Annotated in this window: 18 protein-coding genes; 8 read left to right on the top strand and 10 right to left on the bottom strand. The window is 72.4% G+C overall.

From position 1 onward, the window contains the following. Positions 1-73: 73 nt before the first annotated feature. Together OO68_RS27450 and OO68_RS27445 are read left to right on the top strand one after the other, a co-directional pair. The gene (locus OO68_RS27450; RefSeq protein WP_033311847.1) at positions 74-1,303 is read left to right on the top strand and encodes an exo-beta-N-acetylmuramidase NamZ family protein; all 1,230 of its coding nucleotides are present in this window, start codon (positions 74-76) and stop codon (positions 1,301-1,303) included. Between the two features lie 92 nt (positions 1,304-1,395). Next, entirely contained in the window at positions 1,396-2,712 is a 1,317-nt protein-coding gene (locus OO68_RS27445) for a serine/threonine protein kinase (RefSeq protein WP_033311846.1), read from the top strand. Between the two features lie 19 nt (positions 2,713-2,731). Here OO68_RS27445 and OO68_RS27440 read toward each other — a convergent pair whose 3' ends face one another. Beyond that, positions 2,732-5,530 carry a penicillin acylase family protein gene (locus OO68_RS27440; RefSeq protein ID WP_033311845.1) on the bottom strand — a complete coding sequence of 933 codons (2,799 nt, stop codon included), beginning with the start codon at positions 5,528-5,530 and terminating at the stop codon, positions 2,732-2,734. Between the two features lie 264 nt (positions 5,531-5,794). Here OO68_RS27440 and OO68_RS27435 point away from each other — a divergent pair, with 264 nt between their 5' ends. Together OO68_RS27435 and OO68_RS27430 are read left to right on the top strand one after the other, a co-directional pair. Next, entirely contained in the window at positions 5,795-6,397 is a 603-nt protein-coding gene (locus tag OO68_RS27435; protein WP_033311844.1) for a hypothetical protein, read from the top strand. Between the two features lie 74 nt (positions 6,398-6,471). Beyond that, positions 6,472-7,221, top strand: coding sequence for a 3-keto-5-aminohexanoate cleavage protein (locus OO68_RS27430; RefSeq protein WP_033311966.1), 750 nt, complete (start codon positions 6,472-6,474; stop codon positions 7,219-7,221). 64 nt (positions 7,222-7,285) lie between these two features. Here the strand turns inward: OO68_RS27430 and soxR are convergent, their stop codons facing one another. Next, entirely contained in the window at positions 7,286-7,753 is a 468-nt protein-coding gene (gene soxR, locus OO68_RS27425; protein ID WP_033311843.1) for a redox-sensitive transcriptional activator SoxR, read from the bottom strand. A 109-nt stretch (positions 7,754-7,862) separates the two neighbouring features. On the opposite strand from soxR, the gene OO68_RS27420 reads away from it, so the two are divergent. Then, positions 7,863-8,324: a MaoC family dehydratase gene (locus OO68_RS27420; RefSeq protein WP_033311842.1), complete on the top strand. Its 462-nt coding sequence runs from the start codon at positions 7,863-7,865 to the stop codon at positions 8,322-8,324. A gap of 7 nt (positions 8,325-8,331) precedes the next feature. Here OO68_RS27420 and OO68_RS27415 read toward each other — a convergent pair whose 3' ends face one another. The 3 genes from OO68_RS27415 to OO68_RS27405 form a co-directional block, all read right to left on the bottom strand. Then, positions 8,332-8,967, bottom strand: a complete 636-nt coding sequence (locus OO68_RS27415; RefSeq protein ID WP_033311841.1) for a TetR/AcrR family transcriptional regulator — start codon at positions 8,965-8,967, stop codon at positions 8,332-8,334. Between the two features lie 93 nt (positions 8,968-9,060). Further along, on the bottom strand, positions 9,061-9,306 hold the full coding sequence (locus tag OO68_RS27410) for a YiaA/YiaB family inner membrane protein (protein WP_033311965.1): 246 nt from the start codon (positions 9,304-9,306) through the stop codon (positions 9,061-9,063). A 60-nt stretch (positions 9,307-9,366) separates the two neighbouring features. After that, positions 9,367-10,518, bottom strand: coding sequence for an acyl-CoA dehydrogenase family protein (locus OO68_RS27405; RefSeq protein WP_033311964.1), 1,152 nt, complete (start codon positions 10,516-10,518; stop codon positions 9,367-9,369). 67 nt (positions 10,519-10,585) lie between these two features. Between OO68_RS27405 and OO68_RS27400 the strand changes: the two genes are divergently transcribed. The 3 genes from OO68_RS27400 (at position 10,586) to OO68_RS27390 (ending at position 13,025) form a co-directional block, all read left to right on the top strand. Continuing rightward, complete coding sequence (locus OO68_RS27400) at positions 10,586-11,239, top strand: TetR/AcrR family transcriptional regulator (protein WP_209442624.1); 654 nt, start codon at positions 10,586-10,588, stop codon at positions 11,237-11,239. A 43-nt stretch (positions 11,240-11,282) separates the two neighbouring features. Continuing rightward, positions 11,283-11,993 carry an ArsR/SmtB family transcription factor gene (locus OO68_RS27395; protein WP_033311839.1) on the top strand — a complete coding sequence of 237 codons (711 nt, stop codon included), beginning with the start codon at positions 11,283-11,285 and terminating at the stop codon, positions 11,991-11,993. Positions 11,994-12,056: 63 nt separating this feature from the next. Then, positions 12,057-13,025, top strand: a complete 969-nt coding sequence (locus tag OO68_RS27390) for a DMT family transporter (protein WP_033311838.1) — start codon at positions 12,057-12,059, stop codon at positions 13,023-13,025. Here the strand turns inward: OO68_RS27390 and OO68_RS27385 are convergent. From OO68_RS27385 to OO68_RS48810, 5 genes are all read right to left on the bottom strand, one after another. After that, a complete protein-coding gene (locus OO68_RS27385) occupies positions 13,014-14,375 on the bottom strand; it encodes an MFS transporter (RefSeq protein ID WP_033311837.1) in 1,362 nt (453 codons plus the stop codon). The genes OO68_RS27390 and OO68_RS27385 overlap by 12 nt on opposite strands. 193 nt (positions 14,376-14,568) lie before the next feature. Continuing rightward, positions 14,569-15,651, bottom strand: a complete 1,083-nt coding sequence (locus tag OO68_RS27380) for a Zn-dependent alcohol dehydrogenase (protein WP_033311836.1) — start codon at positions 15,649-15,651, stop codon at positions 14,569-14,571. A 22-nt stretch (positions 15,652-15,673) separates the two neighbouring features. Further along, positions 15,674-17,062, bottom strand: coding sequence for an aldehyde dehydrogenase family protein (locus OO68_RS27375; RefSeq protein ID WP_033311835.1), 1,389 nt, complete (start codon positions 17,060-17,062; stop codon positions 15,674-15,676). A 121-nt stretch (positions 17,063-17,183) separates the two neighbouring features. After that, positions 17,184-18,518 carry an ABC transporter ATP-binding protein gene (locus OO68_RS27370; RefSeq protein ID WP_033311834.1) on the bottom strand — a complete coding sequence of 445 codons (1,335 nt, stop codon included), beginning with the start codon at positions 18,516-18,518 and terminating at the stop codon, positions 17,184-17,186. Between the two features lie 170 nt (positions 18,519-18,688). Further along, positions 18,689-19,504, bottom strand: a complete 816-nt coding sequence (locus OO68_RS48810; RefSeq protein ID WP_500691365.1) for a class F sortase — start codon at positions 19,502-19,504, stop codon at positions 18,689-18,691. Between the last annotated feature and the right edge of the window lie 443 nt (positions 19,505-19,947).

The raw sequence follows: 19,947 nt of genomic DNA, 5'->3' as shown, positions 1-19,947 counted from the left end.
CGCAGCCTCCCCACGACCCGCGGTAGCGCATACCGTGCCCATGCCGACCGTCCCCGCTCAAGGAGGTCACCGTATGCGCCCTTCCAGACGGACGTTACTCACAGCGGCCACTGCGGCAGCCGCGTCACTCACCCCCACCGCAGCCGAAGCCCGGGGTCACCGGCGAACCGGCTTCGAGAACCTGGCCGCGTCCGGTTACGAGCCCCTGCGCGGCCAGCGCATCGGCATCGTCACCAACCCCACCGGCATCACCCGCGACGCCCGCCACATCGTCGACGTCATGCACGCGGACACCCGAGTGGACCTGAGGGCCGTCTTCGGCCCCGAGCACGGCTTCCGCGGCACCGCCCAGGCCGGCGGCTCCGAGGGCCGCTACGACGACCCGGCGACCGGCCTGCCCGTCTACGACACATATCTCAAGAGCGGCCGGCCGCTCGCCGACGTCTTCACCGCGTCCGGCGTCGACACGGTCGTCTTCGACATCCAGGACGTCGGCGCCCGCTTCTACACGTACATCTGGACGCTGTACGACTGCATGGAGGCCGCACAGCTCGCCGGCAAGCGGTTCGTGGTCCTGGACCGGCCCAACCCGGCGACCGGGCGGGCGGCCCTCGGCCCGGTCCTGCACAAGGAGTTCGCCACGTTCGTCGGGCGGCAGCCCATCGCCCAGGCCCACGGGATGACCGTCGCCGAGCTGGCGCGGCTGTTCAACGGGGAGTTCCTGACCGAGCCCGTGCCGCTGGAGACCGTGCCGATGTCGGGCTGGAAGCGGTCGGACTTCTACGACGCCTCCGGGCTGCCCTGGGTGCCGCCGAGCCCCAACATGCCGACGCCGGACACGGCCCTGGTGTACTCGGGGACGTGCCTGTTCGAGGGCACGAACCTGTCGGAGGGGCGGGGCACGACCCGGCCGTTCGAACTGCTCGGCGCGGAGGGCGTCGACCGGCGCTGGGCGGCCGCAGCGAACGAACTCGCCCTGCCCGGGGTCCGGTTCAGGGAGGCCTATTTCGCGCCCACGTTCTCGAAGTTCCAGGGGAAGACGGTCGGCGGTGTCCAGGTGCACGTGCACGACCGGGCCGCCTTCGACCCCGTGCGGACGGGGATCGCCCTGCTCGTCACCGCCAAGCGGGTCTGGAGCGGTTTCGCCTGGCGTCCGGACCACTGGATCGACAAGCTCACCGGTTCCACGCGCGTGCGCACGATGATCGACGCGGGTGCGGACACCGACGAGGTGGTGGCCGGCTGGCAGGAGGACCTGGCGGCGTTCCGGAGGATGCGGCGGAAGTACCTCCGCTACCGCTGAGCCGAATGCGCCCGTGACGTATGGCCAAGCTCGCCCGTTGGCAGGACGATGCGCCCACATCGTGGCGTCACCCGGGGACCAGGGGGCCTGTCATGGCGGATCCGGCGATGAGCGTGACTCCCTACTGGGAGGTGGCCTTCGACGCGGACGGGGACCCGGAGGGCCGCCGGCGCGACCGGCTGCTCGCCGGGGTGACCGAGCGGGGCGTGCGCGACCTGATCGTCTTCGCGCACGGCTGGAACACCGACCGCTCGGGTGCGACCCGCCTGTACGACCGCTTCTTCGCGCCCGTGCCGCGGCTGGCCCCGGCGGCCCGGATCGGCTACGTCGGCGTGCTGTGGCCGGCGATGCGGTTCTCCGACGAGCCGATCCCGGACTTCCCCAGGGCCGTGGCGGCCGAGCCGCCGAGGCGCCCGGTGCTGGACAAGGACACACGGCACGCCCTGCTGGACACCTTTCCGGGCCGGGCGATCCTGGTCGACCAGATCGCCCGGCTGCTGGAGCAGCAGCCGCCGGAGGAGGCCGAGCTGGAGGAGTTCGGGCGGCTGGTGCGGACGCTGGTGGAGGTGGTGGCGCCCGGGCCGCAGGCGCTGTTCGCCGCCGACACGGTGGCGGAGGGCGTGCCGCAGAGTGAGCCGGAGATGTTCGCCGGGTCATCGGCGGCGGCCTGTGAGGAGTTCGCGCGGGCGCTGGCGGAGCTGGAGGCGTCCGGGCCGCGGCAGGGGTTCGGCATCCCCAACCCCTGGGACGGTGCGCACGAACTGCTGCGGCAGGCCACGTACTACGCGATGAAGCGGCGCGCGGGGACCGTCGGGGAGCGCGGGCTCGGCCGGGTCGTCGGGCAGCTCGCTCAGGCGGCGCCCGGCGTGCGGGTGCACCTGGTCGGGCACAGCTTCGGCGCGCGGCTGGTGTCGTTCGCGCTGCGGGGCCTGCCCGAGGGCGTGCGCACGGTGAAGTCGGTGACGCTGCTCCAAGGCGCTTTCTCGCACTACGCGTTCGCGGCCCGGCTGCCGCACGACGCCCGGGCGGGAGGGGTGCTCCAGGGGCAGCAGAACCGCGTCGACGGGCCCCTGGTGTGCTGCCACTCCCGGCACGACGCGGCCCTGGGGACGATGTATCCGCTGGCCTCGCGGATGGCGGGCGACAGCCGGTCGGCCGCGGAGCCGGTCGTGGGGCGGGTCCTGGGCGCCAAGTGGGGCGCGATGGGGTACGACGGCGTACAGGCGGTGCCGGGCACGCGCGCTCACACCCTCGCCCGGGCCCTGGAGACGAAGCTGCCCGCCTCGGGGTGCGTGAACGTCGACGCGGCGGCGGTGGTCAGACGCGGCGGGCCGCCGGCCGGTGCGCACAGCGACATCCTGCACCCGGAACTGGCCCGGCTGGTCCTGGCGGCGGGCCGGGTTCGCTGACCCGCCGCCAGGCAGGGCGTCACCGGTGTGAGGTGAACTCCACGACCTGCTGATAGGTCGGCCGGTTCTGCCAGCTGATCTTGCCGTGCTTGATGCCGCCGAGGGTGCGGTGGTTGATCGAGTCGGCGCACCACTGGTCGCCCGCCGCGCAGACGTCGTCGCCGGGGTAGACCTGGGCGGCCGTCTTGCCGGCCGCCGCCTTCAGGGTGCTGACGAGGGTGTCCCGGCAGGCGGCGAGGCTGCCGTCGCCGCAGTACGTGCGGGCCAGCGGTCCCTTGACCTGCTCGCCGAGGACCGCGCGGATGTCCTTGTCGACGTAGCTCCACCAGCCGTACTGGAAGGAGCTTCCCGCGTGCGATCCGGTCGGGCCGTGGGCGGCCGACGGGGACTCGTCGACGGGCAGGTTGGCGGTCACGGCCTCGTAGAGCCCGGTGCCGAGGCCGGGTTCGAACTCGGCCTTGACCAGCAGGGGCCACCAGGCGTCGAGGATGCGGATCGCGTCGGCGTCGGCGTACTTCTTCGAGCCGGCGGCGGTCTCCGTGCGCTTGCCCCCCGCGGCGGTCCAGGCCTGGAGTTTGCTCACGGCTGCCGCGACGGCGGGGTCGGTGACGGGTGAGCTGTTGACGACCTTCAGGAGCCTGGGCAGGACGTCCTCGGCCCGGAGGTCCGCCAGCCCGGCGTCGGCCATGGCTTTCACCAGGGCGGCCCGGGTCACCCCGCCCTGCTGGACGAGCTTCTTCACCCGGTCCTCAAGGAGGTTGCCGCGGTGCACGGAGCCGTTGCCCCAGGGGGCGGTCGTGTAGTCCCTGGCCTGCTTGTTGTTCCAGGAGACGTAGTAGTCCTGGTCGACGGAGTTCGGGTGGGCGGAGGGCGGGGTGTAGTCGGCCGTGTTGGTCGCCGGGTCCCAGCCGCGCCACTCGTACGCCGGCCGCGCCCACGCCGGGAACTCGGCGTCGACACCGCTCGCGCGGACCGGGTTGTCGCCGCTGTTGTAGTAGGCGGTGTGCTCGGAGTCGGCGTAGAACCAGTTGAAGGTGTAGTTGATGTGCTGCACGGCCTTCTGGAAGGTGTCCGGGCCCTTGACGTAGTCCGGGTCGTTCAGCATCTGGAAGCCGATGATGGAGTCGGCCTCGTGCAGGAAGGACGAGCGCAGGGTGGTGTAGGCGACCTTCTTGCCGCCGACCGTCGCGCGGTACTCGACGGGGCCGTACTTCGTGCGCCAGACGCGCATGGTGTACGAGCCCGCCGCGGTGCCGTCGGCGGCCGTGGGCTTCCAGGCGTTCTTCTGCTCGACCTTCTCCATCGGCGTGCAGGTGCCTCGGTACAGGTAGTGGTAGTCGTCCTGGCACAGTTCGACGGCGTAGGAGTCGATGATGTCCTGGCCGGAGGTCGTGGCGCTCCACGCGTAGTCCTGGCCGCGGCCGAGTTCGACGTACATGCTCAGGCCGGCGAAGGAGGCGCCGCGGGCGCTGATGCCCGGGCCCTGGATCTCCTGGAGCAGCAGCAGCTGGGGTGCGAAGTAGCCGGTCTGCGGGCCGAACACGGCGACGGGGTGGCCGCTCGCGGTGTGCTTGCCGCTGACGACGAGGGCGTTGGACATGCCGCGCTTGGCGGACGAAGTGGCGGTCTTCGCGGCTTCGCCGGACGCGCCGGTCGCACCGGCCGTGGCGGCGCTGCCGGTGCGGTCGTACACGAGCGGCTCCATCTTCACCGAGCCCGCGTCGGGCAGGGCCGTACCCTGCGGGTCGGCGGGCTTGGTCCCGGACGGGAAGCTGCCGGCGTGCTGGGTGAGAACGGCCTCCGGGTCGTTGCGCATCCGGAAGGATTCCCAGACCTTGGTGCCCTCGGCGACGCCGTACTTCTCCTGGGCGGCCATGAGCGAGAGGGCGTTGTTCACCTCGCCGCCTCCGCCCGAGCCGAACAGCGCGCCGATGACGGAGGCCAGCGCGACCAGGTCGGTGATCTTGAAGTGCTCGATGGTTCCCGCGTTGGTGACTGAGTCCTTGTGCCCGGTGAGTACGTACTCACCGGGGAAGGTGCGCCCGCGGTCGGAGGCGTCGATGTAGGCGTTGATGCCGTCGAGGTAGGCCTTGACGTCGGCGAGGGCCTGGCGTCCGCGCTCGCCGTTGGTGGCGACGGCGTTGTCGATCTGCGCCTGCAGATCGGCCTCGGTGTACGGGGCGTGCCGCCAGAACTGCTGTTCCAGGCCCTGGTTGGAGGGGGCACCGCCCGCGAAGGAGGTCAGCTGTCCGCGTCCGACGTGCCGGAAGACGTCCATCAGCCACAGCCGGTCCTGGGCCGCCGCGTAGCCGGCGCCGAACTCCGTGCCGTACCGGGTCGTACCGGTGATGTGCGGCACACCGGTCTTCTTGTCCCGGACGATCGTCACGTCACTGCGTCCGGCGGGTTTGAGGCTGGAGGCGACCTGGTCGGCGGGGACCCCGAAGGAGGCGTCGTTGAAGAAGGTGTTGATCTTGTCGTTGGTGAGGCCGGGGTAGCCCTTGGCGAGGTTGGCGTAGGGCCCGAGCTGATCCTCGGCGTGCTCGGGCTGGGCACCGAAGGCCTGGTTGAGGAGGATCTGGGCCAGGGTGGCGTTGCCGTTCTGGCCGGGCGGGAGGATGTCCGAACACTGGTTGCCGCAGTGGTCGTTCGCCGCGGCGTCGGCCTGCGCGGTCGCTGTTTCCGAGGCGGCAGCCGGGGCAAGCGGCGACAAGAGACCTGCGATCAGGGCGCATACCGATGCTGTCTTCAGGAACCCGGGGATTCCGCTGGGAGTTCTCATTCTGTCGAGAACGGTGCGTGGGGCACGCCGTGGCATGGGGGGCTCCTCCCGACGGGGGTGGGCCGGATGTTACCGCCGGTATCCCCCGGCTTGAAGATGAACAAGCGTCACTTTTTGAAGTCGGCACAACAGACACACGGACCACGGCAGTCGACTCGCGAGCCTCTCGGGGCCGCTTATGGAGGCCATTTGAAATCGGATGGAGCCGATTCGCTTGTCGATACGTCTATTCGGCGACGTCCGTTCGACGACGCCGAAGTGACCGGATTACAGGTGCAGGTGTGACGGAGGTGCAGGACGATGGCCGGTTTCCGGAGTCTGGCGAGACAGGTCCGCGATCCGCGGTGCGATCTGGCCTTGCGGCGCTATTCGCTGCGTAAGTGCCTTGAGAGGTTCGCCCCTTACGGACACAGGGCGACCTGGGACCATCTGTGCTCCCGGGCAGGGTTCGGTCCCGAGGACCGCTCCCCCGATCCGGTGCGGCTCGTGGCCGCACTGGACGAACTGGAGGAGGCGCGGGCGGTCTGGCTGGCCTACGAGGTCGAGTTCGCCGAGCGCCGCAAGAAGGAGAAGCACGACGGGCTGCGCAGGCCGGGCAGTGTGGACGACTGGCACCGGCTGACCTGGGGCGGGTTCGGTGTGGCGTGGTGCGACGATCCGGCGGTCCATCCCCGTGAACCGCTGGCCGAGGTGCTGCGCCGGCTGATCGCCGCGCTGGAGCGCGAACCGGGCTCGGCCTGCCCGGTGTGCGGCGGTGAGCAGCTCATGTGGAGGTACGACCTGGACCACGAACCCTCGTCCGGTCCGGTCTGCACGGACTGCGGGATCCTGGTGCCGCGCCCCGTGCTCACGCCCGAGTCCCTGGCGTACGCCCGGCGGGCGAGGCTGTTGGTGTCGGCTTGACGAATGCGGGTGCGCGGGGGTGCGCCGGGGATGCCGCACCCCCACTGTCGGTGGTGACTGGCACCATCGACGTCATGATGCAGGTCTGCCTGAACGGTTCGCGGACGGCCGCTGACGGTGCGGCCGTGCCGCTGACACCCGAGTCGATGGCCGGCTCGGCCGCCGGGGCCGTGGCCGCCGGGGCGCGGGACATCCACGTCCATCCCAAGACACCGTGCGGGCAGGACACGTTGTCGCCGCGGGTGCTCGCGACGACGCTGTCGGCGATCCGGGCGCGGGTGCCGGTGCCGGTCGGCGTGACCACGGGCGCGTGGGCGGAGCCGGACCCCGCCGCCCGGCTGGAGCGGATACGCGCGTGGACGGTGCTGCCCGACCACGCCTCGGTCAACTGGCACGAGCCGGGGGCGGAGGAGACGGCCGCGCTGCTCATGGAGCGTGGCGTGGGCGTGGAGGCCGGCATCTGGTCCGGGACGGACGGCGCGGAGCGGTTCGCCGCCTCGTCGCTCGGGCCGAAGGTGCTGAGGGTTCTGGCGGAGGTGACGGACACGGATCCGGCGGGCTCCGTCTCCTCCGCGCGGGCGCTGCTGTCCGCCCTCGGGGACGCCCACGGACGGCCCGTCCTGCTGCACGGCGAGGACGGCGGCGCCTGGCCGGTGCTGCGGCTCGCCGGCCGGCTCGGCCTGGCCACACGGGTCGGCCTGGAGGACGTCCTGCTTCTGCCGGACGGGGAACGGGCAGGGTCCAACGGGGAACTGGTCGCCGCGGGCCTGGCGGAGTACGGGGCCGGCCGGCCGGGGACCGAGGGGTGCCGGCCCGGCGCATGAGCCGAGGGCTCGATGACGCCGCAGGCCGTCTGCCGCCCTGCGGGGACGGGGCGCCGGGCAGCGGCTACCCGCGACCGCCCCGCTCGACCATCAGGCGCGAGCCCGTGAGGCGTTCGCCGAAGACGTCGTCCGGGTTGGACAGGACGCAGTTGTCCAGGGAGAGGCAGCCGCAGCCGATGCAGTCGGTGAGGTGGTCCCTCAGGCGGTTCAGCTGCTTGATGCGTTCTTCCAGTTCGGCGCGCCAGACCTCGGAGAGGTGCGCCCAGTCCTCCCGGGTGGGGGTGCGCTCCTCGGGGAGTTCGGCGAGTGCGTCGCGGATCGTCGCCAGGGGGATGCCGACCCGTTGCGCGGCCCGGATGAAGGCGACCCGGCGAAGTGTGTCGCGCGCGTAGCGGCGCTGGTTGCCCGTGGTCCGGCGACTGCTGATCAGGCCCTTGGACTCGTAGAAGTGCAGGGCCGAGACGGCGGCGCCGCTGCGCGCCGCGAGCTGGCCGACCGTGAGCTCATGGATCTTCTCTGGGATCTGGGGCACCCCTCGAACCCTACCGAGTCCGTTGACACAGCCCGCACGGCCGACCATGCTAAGCAGTCGCTTAGACAGTGAGCGCGCAGACCCCCTGCACACGAGAGGCCTGGAAGACATGGCAGAGCCGAGGATCTTCACGTCCGTCGACGACCTGAAGTCGGCGGTGGGCGAGCAACTGGGGTACACCGACTGGCTCGACATCGACCAGAAGCGGATCGACCTCTTCGCGGAGGCCACCGGTGACCACCAGTGGATCCACGTCGACCCGGAGAAGGCCGCCGCGGGCCCCTTCGGCACCACCATCGCGCACGGCTACCTGACCCTGTCGCTGCTGCCCCTCTTCGGACCGCAGCTGATCGCCGTCGAGGGCGTGAAGATGGGTGTCAACTACGGCACGAACAAGGTGCGTTTCCCCGCCCCGGTCCCCGTCGGCTCCCGGCTGCGCGCCACCGCGGCGATCAGTGCCGTCGAGGAGGTGCCGGGCGGCGTCCAGGTGGCCGTCGCCTTCAGCGTCGAGCGCGAGGGCGGCGACAAGCCGGTCTGCGTCGCCGAGTCCGTGGCGCGCTACTACCTCTGAGGCGGGATCAGGCCGTCGGCCCCTGAGCTCCGACCATGCGCAGCACGAGGTCGGCGTACAGCTCACCGACCTGCTCCGGCGTCCGGGGGCCGTCGACGTTGAACCACCGCGCCACGTCGATGCAGAGCGACAGCACGGCCAGCGTCGTGCCGTGCACGTCGACGACGTCGAACTCGCCCGACCGCGCGCCCTCCTCGATGATCCCGCGTACCTCGCCGTCGACCTGGCGGCGCAGCGCGAGGATCTCGGCGCGGGCGTCGGGGCCGAGCGATTCGAGTTCGTACTGCACGACCCGCGCGGTGGTCCGCCCGCCCGCGTGCCAGCGGACGAAGGAGCTCACCGCGTCGGCGAGACGTTCGGTGGCGCTGCCCTCGCGGCGGGACGCCGTCCGCAGGATCTCCAGGGCCTTCTCGTGCCCGATCCTGCTGATGCGGTGCAGCAGCTCTTCCTTGGTCTTGTAGTGGATGTAGAGCGCGGCCGGGCTCATTCCGGCGCGGCCCGCGATGTCGCGGGTCGTCGTGGCGTGGTAGCCGCGCTCGGCGAAGGCCTCCACCGCGGCGATCAGCAGCCGCCGCGCCGCGTCGGGCGTGACCTCGCCCCACGCCTGCGCCTCGCCGCCGGCCGTCTCCTCCGCCGTACTCATCGCTCGCCCCTCTCCACTGGCAGGAGGAACACCATACCGCCGAAGGTGAGCGAGCGCTTAGTGTGGTCGCTCAGCACATTCCGAAGAGGTGGGTCAGCGCTTCTCGAAAGGGGCGTACGAGGGGGCCGCACCCTCCTGCCGGTCCCGGATCACCTTGGCCAGGGTGAAGGAGGACGTGACCAGGTACAGGACGGCGATGGCGAGGAAGGCCCGTACCCAGGCATCGGCACTCAGCTGGTAGATGCCGATCGCGGTGGCCGCCATGGCGACGGCGAAGGAGGCGACGGCCTGGCCGTAGAAGGCGGCCGTGTTCTGCTGCTTGCCCGGTGTGTCACTCATGGGGGACAGCATCGGCGGACGTGGCCCGCGCCACATCCGCCGAAGTACTCAGACACGTACTCAGAACGCCGAAACGCCGGTCAGGGCCCGCCCGATGACCAGCTTCTGGATCTGGCTCGTGCCCTCGTAGAGGGTCATCACACGGGCGTCCCGCAGCAGTTTGCCCGCCGGGTACTCGTCGATGTAGCCGTAGCCGCCGAAGACCTGGAGCGCGTTGTTGGCGGCGCGGACGGCGGCCTCCGAGGCGAACAGCTTGGCCTTGGACGACTCGACGGCGAACGGCTGCCCCCGGTCGATCAGGTCGGCGACCCGCCAGGTCAGCAGACGGGCGGCGTCCACGTCGAGGGCGATCTCGCTGAGCAGTTCCTGGACCAGCTGGTGGTGGGCGATGGTTTTGCCGAACTGCTCGCGCTCCCCCGCGTAGCGCACGGCCGCGTCGAGGGCGGCCTGGGCGATGCCGACGCAGCCCGCGGCGACCGACATCCGGCCCTTGGCGAGAGCCGACATGGCGATGGAGAAGCCCTTGCCCTCCTCCCCGAGCAGCGCCGAGGCCGGCACGCGCACGCCCTCCAGGACGAGCTCGGCGGTGGCCTGGCCGCGCAGCCCGAGCTTGCCGTGGATCGTGCGGCGGGTCAGGCCGGGCGTGTCGGCCGGGACGAGGAAGGCGGAGACGCCCTTGTGGCCCGGGGCGTCCGTGGAGCGGGCGAAGAGCAGGACGACGTCGGCCCAGGTGCCGTTGGTGATGAACGTCTTGGTGCCGTCGATGACGTAGTCGTCGCCGTCCCGTACGGCCCGGGTCGCCAGGTTGCCGGCGTCCGAGCCCGTGCCCGGCTCGGTCAGGCCGAAGCAGCCGACCGACTCGCCGGAGGTCAGGCCGGGCAGCCAGCGCCGCTTCTGCTCCTCGCTCCCCCAGGCGGCGACGGTCTTGGCGACCAGCCCGAGGGAGACGGAGACGATGCCGCGCACGGACGAGTCACCCCGGCCCAGTTCCTCCGTGACCAGGCAGTACGCGAGGTGGTCGCCGCCGGAGCCGCCATACTCCTCGTCGATCGTCAGGCCCAGGAAGCCGACCTCGCCGAGCTTCTTCACGATTCCCCGGTCGACCTCTTCGGCGCGGTCCCAGGCGACGACGTGCGGGGTGATCTCGCGCTCCGTGAAGTCCCGCGCGAGCCGCCGGACCGCGCTCTGCTCGTCGCTGAGCCCCAGATTCACCACAGGTCACCCCATTGAAAGCCGTACATTTAAATTAGCACTGCTAGTTTCCGTGTCCAGCCCTACTATGTGCGCCATGGCCCGACCGCGCAAGCCCTTGCTCAGCACCGACCGGATCGTCGAGACGGCCCGCGCGCTCGTGGACGCGGAGGGCCTGGCCGCCGTCTCCACGCGGCGGCTCGCCGCCGAACTGGGGGTCAGCGGGCCCTCGCTGTACAACCACTTCCGCACCAAGGACGAGATCCTGGAGGCGGTCGCCGACTCGGTGAGCGGCCAGGTGGACCTGTCGATGTTCCAGGACGGCCGGGACTGGCGGACCGCGCTGCACGACTGGGCCGTCTCCTACCGGACCGCCCTGCGCGACCACCCGAACATCGTCCCGGTGCTGGCCCGCGGCCCCGGCCGCCGCCCGGCCGGACTGCGCCTCGCGGACGCCGTCTACGGCGCGATGGTCGCCGCGGGCTGGCCGCCCGCGCAGGCCACATCCATCGGCGCGCTGATGCGCTACTTCGTCATGGGCTCCGCCCTCGGCTCCTTCGCCGGGGGGTTCGTGGACGACGCGAGCGCCTACGACCCCGCCGACTATCCCCACCTCCAGCAGGCCCACCGCCTCGCCGAGCAGCAGGAGAAGATCGACGAGCGCGCTTTCGAGACCGGTCTGACGGCTCTGCTGGACGGGCTGGCGCGGCAGTACGAGCAGGTGCGGCACCCGGCGCGGTGACGCTTCGGCGACCCCCGAACCGTCCGTGTCCCATGCTGGGGACATGACGACGAGGGACCCCCGCGCCACGGCCCTGGCCCGGTTCGCCGCGCTGTTCGCGGACGAGACCCGGGCCGCCTGCCTGCTGGCGCTGCTCGACGGCCGGGCCTGGACCGCCGGCGAGCTGGCACGGCACGCTGGGGTGGCCGCCTCGACGCTGAGCGAGCACCTGGGCCGTCTCGTCGCGGGCGGGCTGCTCACCGAGGAGCGGCAGGGCCGGCACCGCTACGTCCGGCTGGCCGACGCCCGGATCGCCCAGCTATTGGAGGACCTCGCCGCCCAGGTCGCGCCGGGCACCGCCGTACGGCCGCGCACCCTGCGGGAGTCGAACGCCGGGTCGGCGATGGCCCGGGGCCGCACCTGCTACGACCATCTCGCCGGGCGGCTCGGCATCGCGGTCACCGACGCGCTGACGGCCCGCGGGCTGCTGGAGCAGGAGACGGGGTTCGCGCTCACCGACGCGGGGATGGAGTGGTTCGTCTCGGCCGGCATCGCCCTCGACCGGCGCAGCCGCCGGCCGCTCGCCCGGGCCTGTCTCGACTGGACCGGACGCCGGCCCCATCTCGCGGGCGTCGCGGGCGCTGCGCTGTGCCGGCACGCCCTGGACACGGGCTGGTGCGTGCGCATCGGCTCGGAGCGGGCCGTGAAGGTGACGGCGGCCGGGGAACGCGCCCTCTTCGACCTGCTGGGGGTGGAGGCGGCGGCACTGCGGTAGCCGCGCCGCCGTCCGAAAACCGCGAGCTTCCCGGCCCCTCCCCCTCCTAGCCTCTGGAGCATGATGTCGAACACCTCCCCGTCCCGTCCCGCCCGCCGTGCGGAGCTGCTCGCCGCCGGCGCTGCGGCGGTCACCGTCGTGCTGTGGGCGTCCGCCTTCGTCTCGATCCGCAGCGCCGGTGACGCGTACTCACCGGGCGCGCTGGCGCTCGGGCGGCTGCTGGCCGGGGCGCTGACGCTGGGGGTGATCTGCCTGCTGCGGCGGGAGGGGGTGCCGCCGCGCCCGGCCTGGCGGGGAATCGCGATATCGGGGCTGCTGTGGTTCGGCTTCTACATGGTCGCCCTCAACTGGGGCGAGCAGCAGGTCGACGCGGGGACGGCCGCCCTGGTCGTGAACACCGGGCCGATCCTGATCGCGCTGCTCGGTGCGCGGCTGCTCGGCGACCCGATGCCGCCGCGGCTGCTGGCGGGGATGGCCGTGTCGTTCGCCGGTGCCGTGACGGTGGGCCTGTCGATGTCGGGCGAGGGCGGGTCCTCGGTGCTCGGGGTGGTGCTGTGCCTGCTGGCGGCCGTCGCGTACGCCGGTGGCGTCGTGGCGCAGAAGCCGGCGCTGGGCTCGGCGAGCCCGTTGCAGGTGACGACGTTCGGGTGCCTGGTCGGCGCGGTGCTGTGCCTGCCGTTCGCGGGGCAGCTCGTCCAGGAGGCCGGTGACGCCCCGGCCTCCGCGACGCTGAACATGCTCTACCTGGGCGTCTTCCCGACCGCCCTCGCCTTCACGACGTGGGCGTACGCGCTGTCCCGGACGACCGCGAGCAGGATGGGCGCCACGACGTACGCGGCGCCCGCCCTGGTCGTCCTGATGTCGTGGCTGTTCCTCGGCGAGGTGCCGGGGCTGCTCACGCTGGTGGGCGGGGTGCTGTGCCTGGCCGGGGTGGCGGTGTCCCGGTCGCGGTCGGGGGCCGCGGCCCGGGTCGCGGCTCCGGGAGCGGTTCCGGAGCCGCGGCCCGAGCAGGCCGGGGACTCAGCTCGCTGACCCGGACGTCGTCTCGGGCTCGGCCGGCGCCTCTGCCGCACGGGCCCGGTCCGCGAGGATCTTGATCGACACGAGTGCGATCACCGAGAGCACGATGATGTACCCGGACACGGCCATCGACGTGCCCGTCGCCTCCAGGAGCAGCACCATCATGAAGGGCGCGAGCCCGCCGCCCGCGACGGCCGCGATCTGGTAGCCGAGGGAGGCGCCGGTGTAGCGCATCTCGGGCGTGAACAGCTCGGCGAACAGGGCGGCCTGGGGGCCGTACATGATGCTCAGGAAGCAGCTGGCGACGAACGTGCCGACCGCGAGCCACAGCAGCGAGCCGGTGTCGATCAGCAGGAAGAGCGGTACGGCCCACAGTGCGATGCCGGCCGCGCCGATCGCGTAGATCCGGATGCGTCCGAACTTGTCGGAGAGCGCGGCGGCAGCCGGGATCAGCACCAGCTGGGTGAGGCTGATGCACAGCGAGACCATGAGGACGGCGCTCTTCTTCATGCCGAGTTCGCGGGTCGTGTAGTCGAGCACGCCGGTGATGATGATGTAGAAGGTCGCCGTGTTCACGGCGAAGGAACCGCCGGCGAGGAGCACCGTACCGAGGTGGCCGCGCAGGATCGTGCGCAGCGGAGAGGACTGCTCGACCTTCTCCTTCTCGGCCAGCTTCTTCTCCGCCTCCCGGAATTCGGGGGTCTCCTCGACGCGAGTGTGTATGTACCAGGCGAGCACGAGGACGAACAGGCCGACCAGAAACGGCACACGCCAGGCCCAGGCCGCGAACTCGGAGTCGGTGGTGAACGCGCCGGCCAGCAGGAACACCGTGTTGGCGGTCACCACGCCGATGGGGACGCCGAGTTGGACGAAGCTGCCGTATATGCCGCGCTTGCCCTCGGGGGCGTACTCGGTGGCCATCAGCATCGCGCCGCCCCACTGGGCGCCTACGGCGATGCCCTGGAGCACGCGGAAGAGGACCAGCAGGATCGGGGCGGCGACGCCGATCGTCTCGTAGGTCGGGAGCAGGCCGATGCCGGTGGTGGCGATGCCCATGAGGGTGAGCGCGAGGACCAGCATGGGCTTGCGGCCCCGCTTGTCGCCGAGCTGGCCCGCGACGATGCCGCCGATGGGCCGGGCGAGGAAGCCGACAGCGAAGGTGGCGAACGAGGCGAGGACGCCTGCCGTGGTGCTGCCTGCGGGGAAGTAGAGGTCGCCGAGTACGAGGGCGGCGGCGATGCCGAAGACGAAGTAGTCGTACCACTCGACGGCCGAGGCGAGCGCCGCCGCGGTGGCCACGCGACGGCGGTTGCCGACGGCGGGCGTGGTCGTGGCGGGCTGAGCGGAAGGTGCCGTGTCCATGCGGTGCACGCTCCGGGGGTGCTGGGGACGGAACGGGGGGTGGCTCGAGTTCCGGGGAACGTACTGACCGGACGGTATGTACGTCAACGGGTCGCGCACCAGGACTTTTACCTGTACTTGGCATCGACCGCGGGCCCGGGCATGCCGAAGGCCCCGGCCTCGCGGGAGGCCGGGGTACCGGACGATTCGGGCCTTAGAAGACGACCAGGGCCCGGCCGCCCTTGCCCGCCAGCATGTTCTCGAAGGCCGCCGGGATGCCGTCCAGTGAGATGCGTTCCGTCACCAGCGCGCTCAGGTCGAGGCGGCCCGCCCGGACGTGTCCGGCCAGGACGGGGAGGTCCCGGGCCGGGTCGCAGTTGCCGTAGACACAGCCGGAGAGGGTGCGGCCCCAGTGGAAGATCTCCAGGGCGTTGAAGGTGACCTGCTGGTCCTTGCCACCGATGCCGACGACCGTGGTGCGGCCGCCACGGCGGGTGGAGTCCCAGGCCGTGCGGATGGTCACCGCGCGGCCGGCGCACTCCACGGCGACGTCGACGCCCTGCTTGCCGGTGAGGCCGCGGATCTCGCGGGCTGTGGTGTCGGAGGCGACGACGTAGCCGGTGGCGCCGGCCGCCCTGGCCAGCTCCTCCTTCTCGGCGGACACGTCCACCGCGACGATCTTCGAGGCGCCCGCGATCCGGGCGGCCTGGAGGGCGGCGAGGCCCACTCCCCCGACGCCGAACACCGCGACGGTCTCGCCCTGCCGGACCCGGGCCGAGTGGTGGACGGCGCCGTAGCCGGTGAGGACGGCGCAGCCGAGCAGGGCCGCGTCCGTGAGCGGGACGCCGTCGGGGACGGGCAGCACGCAGGAGGCGGAGACGACCGTCTCCTCGGCGAACGCGGCGACGTTCAGGCCGGGGTGGAGGTCGGTGCCGTCGGCGGTGCGGGCGTAGACGTCGGCGGCGCCGCTGAGGGCGTTGGCGCACAGCCACACCTCGCCGAGCGAGCAGGCGTGGCAGGCGCCGCAGGAGGGGGCCCAGTTGAGGACGACGCCGTCACCGGGTGAGACGTGGTCGACGCCCTCCCCGACGGAGACGACCGTGCCGGCCCCCTCGTGCCCGAGGACGGCCGGGACGGGCACGCGCATGGTGCCGTCGGACAGGGACAGGTCGGAGTGGCAGACCCCGGCGGCGGCGAGCCGGACGCGGACCTGGCCGGGTCCGGGGCCGGGCAGGTCGATGCCGGTGATCTCCAGCGGGGAGCCGATGGCGGGCAGGACGGCGGCGCGGACAGCCATGACGGAAGGGACTCCCCTGTTTCTAGAACTGGAGGGACTTGGTCTGGAGGTACTCGGCCAGTCCGTGCACGCCGAGTTCGCGGCCCACACCGGACTGCTTGTAGCCGCCGAAGGGGGCGAGGGGATTGAAGCGGCCGCCGTTGATGTCGACCTGTCCGGTCTCCATGCGGCGTGCGAAGGCCACCGCCTCGGCCTCGTCGCCGGCCCAGACGGCGCCGGCGAGCCCGTACACCGTGCCGTTGGCGATGCGCAGGGCATCTTCCTCGTCCTCGTACCTCAGGATCGACAGGACAGGGCCGAAGATCTCCTCCTGCGCGATGGTCATGTCCTCGGTGACGTCCGCGAAGACGGTCGGGGCAATGAAGTAGCCCTGGTCGCTGGGGGCTTCGGGGCCGCCCGCGACCAGGCGGGCGCCTTCCGCCACGCCCTTCTCGATGTAGCCGCGGACCCGGTCCCGCTGCTTGGCGTTGACGACCGGGCCGATGCGCTCGCCGTACTTGGCGGCGGCGGCAGCGGCGAGCCCGACGGCTTCGTCGTACTGGTCGCGGTGGACCAGCATCCGTGTCCAGGCGCTGCATGTCTGCCCGGAGTTGGACATGACGTTGGCGACCCCGACGTTGACCGCCTTGGCCAGGTCGGCGCTCGGGAGGATGACGTTGGCGGACTTGCCGCCGAGTTCGAGGGCGACCTTCTTGACCTGCCCGGCGGCGATCGCGGCGATCTGCCGGCCCACGGCGGTGGAGCCGGTGAAGGAGACCAGGTCGACACCGGGGTGTTCGGCGAGGGCTTGCCCCGCGACCGGGCCGAGGCCGGTGACCAGGTTGAAGACGCCCGCCGGGATTCCGGCTTCGTGCACCGCGTCGGCGAACAGCCGGGCGACCAGGGGGGTGTCCTCGGCGGGCTTCACCACGACCGTGCAGCCGGCCGCGAGGGCCGGGGCGACCTTGGCGACGATCTGGTGCAGCGGGTAGTTCCAGGGCGTGATCGCGGCCACGACACCGACCGGCTCGTGGTGCACGACCGAGTTGCCGGTCTTCTCCTCGAAGGCGTACACGGCCGCCAGCTCGGCGTACGAGCCCGCCACCGCGACCGGCACGCCCGCGTGGACGGCCTGCGAGAACTTCAGCGGGGAGCCGAGTTCGGCCGTGACGGTCTCGGCGATCTCGTCCGCGCGGGTCACGAGCACGTCCCGCAGGGCGGCCAGGCGCGCCGCGCGCTCGGCGGGCGGGGTCGTGGCCCAGCCCGGCAGGGCGGCGCGGGCGGCCCGTACGGCGGCGTCGACGTCCTCGGCGGTGCCCGCCGGGACCGTGCCGATGACCTGCTCGTCGACCGGGTTCACGACCTCGATCACGTCCTGGCCGGCGGCGGGGCGCCAGGCGCCGTCGATGTACATGCCGTCGTGTGCCTTCATCGCGCTTCCTCCGGGGCGGGGCGTCGTCGTCCGACACATAAACTAGCGACGATAGTTTTCTGGCGCCAGACACCACCGGTCATCAGAGCACGCGGACGGCCGCGTCCGGCTGTGCCGCTCCTCACTCCCCCAGGTCGGGCAGGCGGTCCGGGTGCGGACAGATCCGGTCGCCGTGCTGGTCGAAGACGAAGAGGTGGGCGAGGTCCACGAGGAGCGGTACCTGCATGCCGTGCCGGAGGGCCAGGTCCGGGGTGGTGCGGACGATGAGGTCGCCGGGCAGGCGTGCTTCGGCGGTCGTGGGGGCGGGGGCCTCCGGGTGGTCCAGGGCGATCACGGGTCCGGCCCGCCCGGCCCCGGACCGCTCCCGGAGCCTCGTGAGGACCGAGCCGTCGCGGCGGCGCCGCCGCGCGGGGCGGCCGGGCCGGGGGCGCGGGGCTTCGAGGTCGGGGACGACCGCGGGGCTGGAGCCGGTGTTGAAGTGGACCAGGATCTCGTGCCCCTGGAACTCCACGTGCTCGACCAGGCCGGTGATCGGCACCTCGCCGGGGCGGGCCGCGCTGTGCTTCGCGATCCTGACGGCCTCCGAGCGCAGGCCCACGATGACCTCGCGCCCTTGCTGGACCCGCAGCAACTGGTGGTCCAGGGAGAGCGGTTCGGGCAGGCGGAGGAACTGCTTGCCGAGGCTGATGGTCATCGCCCCGTCGAGCGGTGCCCGCACCAGGCCGCGCAGCAGGTTGATGCGCGGGGTGCCGATGAAGGCGGCGACGAAGACGTTGCGGGGCAGCGCGTAGACCGCGCGCGGGCTGTCGACCTGTTGGAGGACGCCGCCGCGCAGCACGGCGACCCGGTCGCCGAGCGACATGGCCTCGGCCTGGTCGTGGGTGACGTAGATCGTGGTGACGCCCAGTTCCTGGGTGAGGCGGGATATCTCGGCCCGCAGATGGGTGCGGAGCTTGGCGTCGAGGTTGGACAGCGGCTCGTCCATGAGGAAGGCGGAGGGATGGCGGGCGATGGCCCGGCCCATCGCCACGCGCTGGCGTTCGCCGCCGGAGAGCTGGCCGGGCAGGCGGTCCAAGAGGTCCTCGATGCCGAGCATGCGGGCGGTGGCGTCGACGCGGGGGCGGGGGTCCGTGCCCGGGGCCTCGATGCGCAGCGGGAAGCCGATGTTGGCGCGGCTGGTCATGTTCGGGTAGAGGGCGAAGTTCTGGAAGACCATCGCCATGTCCCGGCCGGACGGCGGCAGGTCGTTGGCGTACTCGCCGTCGAGCAGCAGTCTGCCCTCGTCGATCTCCTCCAGCCCGGCGATCATTCTGAGCACGGTGGACTTGCCGCAGCCGGACGGCCCGAGCAGCACGAGGAACTCGCCGGGCGAGATGTCCAGCGACAGCCGGTCCACCACGCGGGGGCCGCGCGGGTAGGCCTTGCTCACGTCGTGCAGGGAGATGGCGCGTGTCATGAGGTGCCCCCGAGGGGTCTTCAGGGCGCTGGTGCTCCGCGGTCGAAAGCCCCGTGCGGGTCGTACGGGGCTGTGGGTCACGGAAGTTAACGGAATGTGTGCGGGCTGGGGAAGGCACCGGACAAGATCGGGGGCTTCCGTCCATCTGGTGAGAAGGCGGACGGCCCGGTTCAGCGGATGCCGGTGAGGTGGGCGAAGACGACCACGTTGCCGGAGTAGCCCTTCCTGCGGTCGTAGCTGCCGCCGCAGGTGATCAGACGCAGCTCGGGGCGGCCCCGGGCGCCGTACACCTCCTGGCTGGGGAAGTCCGCCTTCTCGTACGACTTGATCTTGTCGACCGTGTAGACGGCGATGCGCCCGTCGGCGCGGCGGGCCTTGACGATCCGGCCCCGCTCCAGCTCGGTCAGCCCCGCGAAGACGGCGGGCCCACTGTCCGTGTCCAGATGCCCCACGGCCACGGCGGTGCCCTGCTCGCCGGGTGAGGCGCCGTGCCGGTACCAGCCGACGAGCTTGGGGTCGTCGTCCGGCGGCGCGGTGAGGCGGCGGTCGCGGTCGAGGCCGAGGTCCATGACCGGGGCGTCGAGGCGGAGGTAGGGGATGAGGAGCCGGGTGGCCCGGGAACGGGGCAGGGGGCGCAGACCGGCCGGGCGATGGGGCTTCCGGACGGCGGGGGCGCGGGCGGCGGGCTTGGGAGGGGCGGGGCGCGGGGTGGCGGCCGCGGGACGGTTGTGCGGCGGCGCGACGGGGGCGCCGTTGCGGGGCCCTGGGGCGGAGGTATCGGGGGTGGTGCGGGGGCCGTTGCTGGCGGGGCGGTTGGTGGCGGGGCCCCGGGGGCGGGGCGTGGCCGAGGGGGGCGCCGGTGTCCGGGGCGGGCCGGTGCGCGGGCCGGGGGTGGTGGAGTGGGCCGGGGGGAGGGCGGCGGTGCCGGTGCGGGCGCCGGGGGCTCCCGGCGAGGCGGCCGCGTCGGGGCCGGAGGAGTGGGGCAGGGCAGCGATGCCCATGCCGGAGCCGGCCGGGTGGGCGGCCGGCGTGAAGTCCCGCGGGAGGGCCGTGACGGTTGAGCCGGGCTCTTCGCCCCGGTCCCAGCAGACCCCGGCCACGAGCAGCACCGAGACGGCCACCACGACCGTCCGGGTCAGCCGGTAGGCGCGGGTCCGGTACCAGGGCCTGCGGCCTCGCCCGGACCACCCGCCGGGGACGCCGGCGGCCGCCGCGTACCGCCCGCCCGGGACGGCGCCGGAACCCCGCCGGGCGACGGGGGCCGCGGCGGACCTGTCCCCAGGCCGGGTCCCCGGCGCCGTGGCAGCTCTGACCTCACGCCGCCCCGACGCCACACGAGCGGAACCGGCACCACCACTCCCTCGCCCCACAGCAGCGCCGACAGACCCCGAGCCGGCGACGGCACCCCGCCACGCCCCCGAACCCGCCC

Origin of the sequence: Streptomyces iakyrus, from assembly GCF_000717055.1 — a bacterium.
In the GTDB taxonomy this organism is placed as follows: Bacteria; Actinomycetota; Actinomycetes; order Streptomycetales; family Streptomycetaceae; genus Streptomyces; species Streptomyces iakyrus.
The sequence above is the reverse complement of the archived record's forward strand: the minus strand, read 5'-3'. Positions and strand labels throughout refer to the sequence as shown.